An 8470-nucleotide genomic window follows, 5' to 3' on the forward strand; every position below is an offset into this window, starting at 1 on the left:
TATTTGAGTAAATTTATAACTGTTTGCCTAAATTTAGCCATTTTATAAGCTTAAAATTTTTAGCTTATTTTAAAATAACAAAACCAAGACCAAATTTATCAGTATGTCTATTATAATCAATCAAACTCTCGCCATATCCCGTAAAATACTGCAAATAGCCATAAACTCCTGTTGAGAAGATAGGAAACATATATGAAATTTCAGCAGCACCTTTATTTGTTTTATCAAAATGTAAGTTATTTCTTAGCATTAGGCTAAAAATGTGATCATTAAGGTTGTAGCTAAGCCTTACATCGCCGTGTCCTATGTATTTTAATATATCTTTATTATCGCCCTTATTGCCCACTACCATCCAAGCTCTTGGTGAAATGCTAAGCTTGCCAAAAACAAAATCACTTTGCGCATAAGCTCTATTCCAGCTTCTTGAATTGCTACCATCTCGTCCATTTGACTCATGCAAAAGTCCAAATTTTAGGTTTTTAACACCTATTTGCTCCAAATATTTTGGCGAAGCAAAATTTAGAAAAATTTCTGGCTGATAGTTTGTCTCACGAAACGGCGCTGAAGTTCTTGTTATCTGCCACCAAGATGTCTGCGTATAGGCTGCTACAAGGCTCTCTCTAAGTCCAAACAGGTCATAAAATAACGGCTTTGCAAGGCTTATTTGAAACTTAGTTTCAACGCTCTTTCGCTCATCGTTTGGCACATTTTTAGCATAAGTTACTGGCAAAAGGTAGTTAAATTTATAAAGCTCGATGCCTAGTGCATTTTGTAAATTTTTACCACTTTTATCTTCTCTTAAAAGATCGGCTTGCTTTAGCTTTGCCTCTCTTGGCGCTGGCTCGCTTACTTGCACATTTTGCATCACGTTTTGCTCGTTTAAAGAGCTTTTGGCTAGCTCTTTATAAATTTGCATCGCAGCCTTTATGTCACCACTTTGTTCCAGCTCTTGTGCTCTTTTAAAATCGTCCAGCCCACTTGCCATCAAAAAACTAAGGCTAAGGCTTAAAAATAATAAAATTTTACTCATCATCTATCTTCTTTTCTTGAATTTTCTTTGCCATTTCGTATTCGTCAGGGAAATTAACGTTAAAAAACTGCTCACTATCTTTAAAATTTACGACTTTGCATTTACAGCTTTTTCTCAAAAGTCCGATTTTATGCTCATTTTTTAAATAAAACTCATGAGCCAAAGTGACAAGCCTTGGGCTAAAAAAACCACAAAGCGAGTGAATGTGCTCATTATCACTGGCCACAACCATATCAAATTCATCTTTAAATTTAGCAAGCTCTTTAAGGCTAGAAAGATCAAAAAATGGCATATCAGCTGGTATCACAAAAATGCTATGATCAAAATTTTTAAGAATGGAGTAAAGTGCGAGCATTGGCGAATAGCTATCGCTATTTTCATCTTTTATAAGCTTTAGTGGCGGGCTAAATTTCTCAAATTTTGAGCTTACATAAACTTCGTCAAAAGCTTTGCTAAATTTCGCAACCTCATAATGAGTAAGCGTCTTAAAACCACCAAATGGCAAAAGTGTCTTATCTTGCCCCATACGCGAGCTTTTGCCACCTGCTAAAATCACGCAAGTTTGCATCTTTTCCCTTAAGAAAGTTATGAGGCTAAATTTAGCTAAAAGCGGCTTTGATCTACCAAAAATATGCGATAAAAACTTATTTTTGTTTATGCTACTTGTGAAATTTTAAGCCTGCTTTACCCTTTTCATTGTTAAAAATTCCTCGTAGCGATGATCTATGATAGCTTTGATCAAGGCATAGTTTTCTTGTGAGTTTTCTATATAAAAATAGGCGTTATCAAAGTATTTTTCACCAAATTTTTTCGAAACAAAATCCGTATAATCCTGCAAATACCAACCATATATTTTGGCGAATTTTGTCCGATCAGTCGTATAGTAAGCTTTTGCAAAGGCTTTACCAGCAGTATTTAGCTCCGCACTTCCAAGTACGCCGTCCATAGCGTCAAAAAGATACTGACGATAGTTAAAATTTTCGTCCATCTGTGCTATATCGTCCGCAAAATCTGCCGCAAATTCCTTCGAATAAAATTTGTGTTCCATGCACCAGCGAAAGAAAAATGCAATGTGTGTCGCACCGTTTTCATGCGGTATATCAGTCGGCGCATCTTTCGCACCCCAATGCCATTTTGCTTTGTCATATACTATATCTGGCATTTTTATCCTTTTAAAATGCTCAATTTTACTAAAACCATCTTAATCGCAGTAAAAATCTGGCTATTTTGTACATTTACTTGCTACGATTAAAAAAGATATAATGGCGCTTTTATTTTAAGGAGAAGCAATGAGCGAAAAAAATCTACAAATTTTAGGCTGGATCGGCACTTGCCTATCAATTGTTATGTACTTTTCATACATCCCACAAATAATGGGCAACCTTGACGGCAACAAGACGCCTTTTATACAGCCACTGGCAGCCGCACTAAACTGCACAATCTGGACAAGTTACGGTCTATTAAAAACTAAAAAAGACTATCCACTTTCTGCTGCAAACTTCCCAGGCATAATCTTTGGTCTTTTGGCTACGATAACAGCGTTTTAATGCGCTAAAAACCGGCAAATTTGTAAAAATAGCTGGATTTGCTGGTTAAATTTATTTTATACAAACTCTTCAAATTTCTTTGATATTTCACAAAGAATTAACTCAATTTTGTCAATTAGAAGAATAAAAGCTTTTTTTAGAAGAGATACTTTTAAATTTTATTTGATTATGTAAAAACAAGCCTAGAGCGGTAAGATTCCAAGATAGATTTGGATGTTGTGACGAAATTTTCACACAAGATAAAACATCTAGTTTATCGAAGTTTGAAAATTTCTAACTCATTCAAAGATACTTAAAAGCTAACGCCTATAAGTCCCTTGGATCGGCGATTTTACCTGCTATGGCTGAGGCTGCTACAACTGCTGAGTTGGCTAGATAAATTTCACTCGTTCTATCGCCCATACGGCCTACGAAATTTCTATTTGTTGTTGAGATACAGCGTTCATTTGCACCTAAAATTCCCATATATCCGCCAAGACAAGCGCCACAAGTTGGATTGCTCACGACCGCTCCTGCTTCGATGAAAATGTCGATTAAGCCCTCTTTTTCGGCAGCTCTTGCGATCTTTTGCGTCGCTGGAGTGATGATGAGCCTTGTTTTGCGGGCTACTTTTTTGCCTTTTAAAATTTGTGCTGCGATTCGAAGGTCGCCTAGGCGGCCATTCGTACATGAACCGATAAATGCTTGATCAATGGCTAAATCGTCACGAACCGCTTGTCTTACGCTCTTGCCGTTGCTTGGTAAAAATGGATATGCGATGACTGGATCAAGATTGGTCACATCGATCTCTAAAATTTTGTCGTATTTTGCGCTCTCGTCTGAGTAGAAAAATTTTGGTTTATCGCGTAAATTTTTATCTTTCAAAAACTCTTTTGTGATCTCATCAACCGCAATGATACCGCTCTTTGCACCAGCCTCGATCGCCATGTTGCACATTGAAAATCTATCATCCATACTAAGGCCCTCTATCACCTCGCCACTAAACTCAAGCGCCTTGTAAAGTGCGCCATCAACGCCTATTTGACGGATGATCTCAAGGATGAGATCCTTGCCATAAACGTGCTTATCAAGCTTGCCTTTAAAGATGACCTTGATGCTCTCAGGCACTTTAAACCAGTTTTTGCCAGTGATCATCGCATAAGCTAGGTCGGTACTGCCCATACCAGTGCTAAACGCTCCAAGAGCGCCGTGCGTACAGGTGTGACTATCTGCGCCTATGATGACGTCGCCTGGGATGACTAGCCCCTTTTCAGGCAAAAGCGCATGCTCGATACCCATATCTTTTTCATCAAAATAGTTTTTAAGGTCGTGTTTGTAGGCAAATTCGCGTGAAATTTTGGCTTGATTTGCGCTTAGGATATCTTTTGTAGGGATGTAGTGATCCATCACGATGGCAAAGCCATCTGGGTTAGCTAGCTTTTTAGCGCCGCTTCGCTCAAACTGCTTGATCGAGATAGGCGTCGTGATGTCGTTACCTATGATCATATCGATCTTGCTTTCGATGATCTCTCCTGCGCCCACCTCTTTGCCAACGTGATCTGAAAATATTTTCTCGGTGATAGTTTGTTTCATAAATTTCCTTTAAATTTTTGAGGCGATTTTAACGAAAATTGCTAAATTTAAAGAAAATTTACTAAGCCAAAAGGCCTAGTAAATTTAGAATTTAACGCTAGCTGTTAGCATAAACTGACGAGCATAACCTGGGGTGATAGGCAGCACTGAAGAGTCGGTTCCAGATGATGCTGTTACGTAGTAAAGTTTATCGGTTAGGTTTTTCACATTAAATGCAAAAACTGTCTCATAGCCTGAAATTTTAGTTGTATAGCTAACAAAAGCATCGTAAGTAATAGCATGTGGTAATTTATAAAAGCTTCCATAAGCTGCTGAGCTTTTTTGTTGATTATAAGTATACCAAGAGCCAAAATACCTGGCGCCACCACCTATTCTTAGACCTTTTACGCCAAGATGGGTAAAATCGTAATTAGCAAATAAACTCGCTTGATGCTTTGGAGTAGCCTCAAGTGGCCTACCCACCTTCCAAGCCATATTTCTATCTTCTTTTAGTTTAGTTTTGGTGTAGGTATAGCTTGAACTTATGCTAAGTCCATCTGTAATACGTCCATTAAAATCAAACTCTACTCCTCTAGAATTTGCTTTACCACTCGTATATGATATATTATTTACATTATTTATAATATTTTTCTTATCGATATTAAATACAGCTGCCATTGCGGTTATGCTATTGTTTTGAAATTTTGTTCCAAATTCGATAGATTTTCCCTCTTCTGGCTCTAATGAGACAGCACCTTTGCTGCCGATAGAAGTTTGTGGCTTAAAGCTTTGAGAATGGCTAGTATAAACTGACCACTCAGGAGTTAGTAGATATAAAAGTCCGACATTATAAAGCAGCTTGCCACCACTTTTATCTATACTTTTAGTAAAAGGCAAAGGTCTGGCAATATATCTGTTTTGATCGCCTACTATTTGATTGTAGTATTCATACCTTAGTCCCGCTACAAATATTAAGCTATCGGTTAAATTTATACTATCTTGTGCGTAAGTACCGATCGTTTTTAGTTTGTGGTATTGCGTCTTTTTGCTAGCGCCTCTACTTTTGATGTCATCTACGCTAACTCTGCCATAGATCGGTGAGTAGATATTTATATTATTTCTAGCATCGTTTGCTTCGATCTGACGAGCTTCTGGACGTTGTCTTAGATACTCTTTAGCATCTACTCCAAATAAGAGATTATGAGTTATACTTCCAGTTTCTACTATGCCATTTAATGTAAGTGATCCAGCATGGGTCTTATGCTCAAAATCTTCATACCACTCCATACGTCTTTTTGCGATTCCGCTAGCTAAATTTATATTCATAATGCGAGCTTGTCCGTATTCATGTAGTGAGCGTGAAAATGCATAAGCTCCCTTTAATAGCCAATTCTCGCCAAAATTTTTCTCAAAACTTAGATCAAAAGTATCTACTTTGCCATCTATTTCGTTAAATGGCTCATCTAATCTGACTTTTTTATCTATGTCTAAAATTTGTCCTGATTCTAGCATATACATGCCGCGATCTGCGGGGTCGGTGTATTTTGTATGGGAGTAGGCAGCATCAATACGATAGTCGTCGCCTTTATAACTTATACTTGGAGCGATGAGTAAATTTTTATATTCGCCATACTCTCTCCAATAATCCTTACCCGACCAATCAAATATAAATCTATATGCAAAACCGCTCTCACCCAAAGCTCCAGTTGAATCAAAGCCAAAATCTCTATACTTTTTATTACCGGTGCCAAGCCAAATTTCATTGCTATTTTCATAAAGCGGTTTTTTAGTTACTAGATTTATGATACCGCCGGCATCTTGAACGCCGTAAAGCAAGCTTGCTGGGCCCTTTAACACCTCGACGCTTTGTACAGTTGCATTAAAGTTGTGCGTCACACCAGCTGATACACCATTACGCATTATAGAGCCGTCACGTCCGCCACCAAAGCCACGCTTTAAAGCCGCATCAAAATTTCCTGAAGTTGTATTCGCATAGCTAACACCACTTACGTTTTGAAGCGATTCCATTAAATTTTCTGGCTTTTTATCCTTTAGCTGTTGTTGCGTTACGACGTTTACTGTCTGTGGTATCTCAAGAATTGGCGTATTTGTCTTGCCCACCTCACTCGTTGTGGCTCTGTAACCATCGTCTGCGCTATCTTCTACACTGATCCCATCCAAGCTTACATCAGTAGCATTTAAAGCAGAAATAGCAAAACAAAGCACCGCACTAATGCGAAATTTATTCATTAATCATCCCTTAAAGAAAATTTAATATTATAAAAATAGTTATCATTATATAAAAATATATTTTAAATTTTTATGAAAAAAATTTACGAAAAATTTATATTTTAGTAACATTACAAATAAAACATTTGGAAAAATTAAACATGGATCAGAAAACAGATTTTTACTATTCTTTCATAGCTAGCGATAAAGCTTTTATTAAAACATTTTTGCAACATTTCTGATATAATCCCCACATGAAGTACGCACATTTAGTTCAAATAGCAAGTTATTTATCAAATTTTACAAAGATAAACCAAGCAAAACGCATTAATGATATGGCTATTTTGATCGAATTTAATGGCGAGAAGATCATCTTTGATCTAAATAAATCAAACTCCGCTATCTACAAAGATGACGAGTTAAAAGAAGCAAAAATTTATCAAGCACCATTTGATAATGTCCTAAAAAAGCGCTTTAATGCCTCGCATATAAAAAGCGTTGAATGCTTAAAAGATAATAGAATTTTAAAATTTATCTGCACGCAAAGCGGCTCATATAAAAGTGAAGATTTCATCCTCTATCTTGAATTTACTGGGCGCTTTACAAATGCTGTGATAACCGATGAAAATAACGTAATAATCGAGGCGTTAAGACATATCGATAATGGCTACCGCAAAATAGAAACCGGCGAAGTTTTAAAGCAGCTTCCAGCCATCGCTATCAAAGAAAAGCCTTGTGAGCAAATAATAGATTTTGAGGCATTTTTTAAAAGCGAAGCAGCTAGAGTAAATGAGTCCAGGATAGCTGGCTTAAAAGAGGCGAAGCTTACAAGCGTGCAAAAAAAGATAGATAGCATGAGCGAAATTTTAAACTCACTTGAAAACAAAGATGAGCTGATGAGAAAGAGTGAAGAAGCTGCGAATTTAGGATCGCTTTTGCTTGCAAATTTGGGAAATTTTAAGGGTTATGAGAGAGAAATTTGCCTGAAAGATTTTGATGGCAACGAGATAAAACTAACTCTTAGCGATACCCCAAAAAACAGCGCAAATGAATTTTACACAAGATCAAAAAAGCTTCGCGCAAAAGCCCTTGGCGTGGAGATAGAAAAGAGAAATTTAAGCGAAAAGATCGAGTTTTTTGAAGGATTAAAATCTCTTTTAAAAGAAGCGAACAGTCTTTATGAGCTTGAAATTTTAAGCCCAAAAAACAAGGCAAAACAAAGAGAACGCCACGTAAAAGACGTGAGTGAAAATACCGAAATTTTTTACGTTAGAGAATTTAAAATACTAGTTGGTAGAAATGAAAAAGGCAATATAAATTTGCTTGATCTTGCTAAAAAAGATGATATTTGGCTTCATCTAAAAGACGCCCCAAGCGCCCATGTCATCATCAAGACAAACAAGAGCAAAGTGCCAGAAGACGTGCTAGAAATGGCTGCTAAATTTTGCGTGGAATTTAGCGTAAAAGGGGCTGGCAAATACGAGGTGGACTATACCAAACGCGGAAATTTAAAACGTGAAAACGGTGCAAATGTCACTTATACGAACTATAAAACTATCATCATAAATAAAGGCTAAAAAATGGCTGTAACACCTTTAGGAAATAGTAACTTTATAAATCAAAACGCACCAGTAGTATCGCAAGTGCATGCAAATCAACAAGCTAGATTTGATATGCAGTCTTTGATGGCAGCTGAGCTTGCCTCGCAACAAAGTGAAGAGATCAAAGAGGTTCGTCCGATGGAAGAGTCTTATAAAATAGACCCTGAAAAGGAACATGAACGCCAAAAAAATGAAGAAGAGGCAAGTGAGTTTGAGAGCGAAAAACAAAATTCAAGAGATAGTGACGGAGAAAATTTGGACGATATAGCAGATAGTGAGGAAATAGTGCCTAGTGAACATCACATGCTTGACATAACTATTTGATACCTAAACACCCCAGCCCCACAAACACTACATCTCAAGCCAGCAATACTCCCCCAACACCTAACCCTCCTTCAAATTTTTAACGCAGTAAATGATAAAGAAAAACTTTTTAAGATCCACTCTGACTCACCTAAAGCCTGCCCGCTTGGTGGCAAGATCGAAGGCCTCTTAACCAACCACTTCCTAAA

General features: G+C 37.2%; 8 protein-coding genes. 3 read left to right on the forward strand and 5 right to left on the reverse strand.

Annotated features, from left to right (window positions below):
- Positions 1–64: 64 nt before the first annotated feature.
- From G6W45_RS07390 to G6W45_RS07400, 3 genes are all read right to left on the reverse strand, one after another.
- Positions 65–1033 carry a phospholipase A gene (locus G6W45_RS07390; RefSeq protein WP_242039081.1) on the reverse strand — a complete coding sequence of 323 codons (969 nt, stop codon included), beginning with the start codon at positions 1031–1033 and terminating at the stop codon, positions 65–67.
- A complete protein-coding gene (locus G6W45_RS07395; protein ID WP_194168052.1) occupies positions 1023–1598 on the reverse strand; it encodes a molybdenum cofactor guanylyltransferase in 576 nt (191 codons plus the stop codon). Before G6W45_RS07395 ends, G6W45_RS07390 begins: the two co-directional genes overlap by 11 nt.
- 105 nt (positions 1599–1703) lie before the next feature.
- A complete protein-coding gene (locus G6W45_RS07400; RefSeq protein ID WP_107793227.1) occupies positions 1704–2192 on the reverse strand; it encodes a DUF7832 domain-containing protein in 489 nt (162 codons plus the stop codon).
- 127 nt (positions 2193–2319) lie between these two features.
- On the opposite strand from G6W45_RS07400, the gene G6W45_RS07405 reads away from it, so the two are divergent.
- A complete protein-coding gene (locus G6W45_RS07405) occupies positions 2320–2577 on the forward strand; it encodes a SemiSWEET family transporter (protein ID WP_107793226.1) in 258 nt (85 codons plus the stop codon).
- A gap of 306 nt (positions 2578–2883) precedes the next feature.
- Here the strand turns inward: G6W45_RS07405 and leuC are convergent, their stop codons facing one another.
- Together leuC and G6W45_RS07415 are read right to left on the reverse strand one after the other, a co-directional pair.
- On the reverse strand, positions 2884–4149 hold the full coding sequence (gene leuC, locus G6W45_RS07410) for a 3-isopropylmalate dehydratase large subunit (protein WP_194168053.1): 1266 nt from the start codon (positions 4147–4149) through the stop codon (positions 2884–2886).
- Between the two features lie 84 nt (positions 4150–4233).
- On the reverse strand, positions 4234–6378 hold the full coding sequence (locus tag G6W45_RS07415) for a TonB-dependent siderophore receptor (protein WP_194168054.1): 2145 nt from the start codon (positions 6376–6378) through the stop codon (positions 4234–4236).
- Between the two features lie 233 nt (positions 6379–6611).
- Between G6W45_RS07415 and G6W45_RS07420 the strand changes: the two genes are divergently transcribed.
- Complete coding sequence (locus G6W45_RS07420; RefSeq protein ID WP_194168055.1) at positions 6612–7934, forward strand: NFACT RNA binding domain-containing protein; 1323 nt, start codon at positions 6612–6614, stop codon at positions 7932–7934.
- A 3-nt stretch (positions 7935–7937) separates the two neighbouring features.
- Positions 7938–8282, forward strand: a complete 345-nt coding sequence (locus tag G6W45_RS07425) for a hypothetical protein (RefSeq protein WP_194168056.1) — start codon at positions 7938–7940, stop codon at positions 8280–8282.
- Positions 8283–8470 lie beyond the last annotated feature (188 nt).

It is taken from the genome of Campylobacter concisus (assembly GCF_015229955.1).
In the GTDB taxonomy this organism is placed as follows: Bacteria; Campylobacterota; Campylobacteria; order Campylobacterales; family Campylobacteraceae; genus Campylobacter_A; species Campylobacter_A concisus_AT.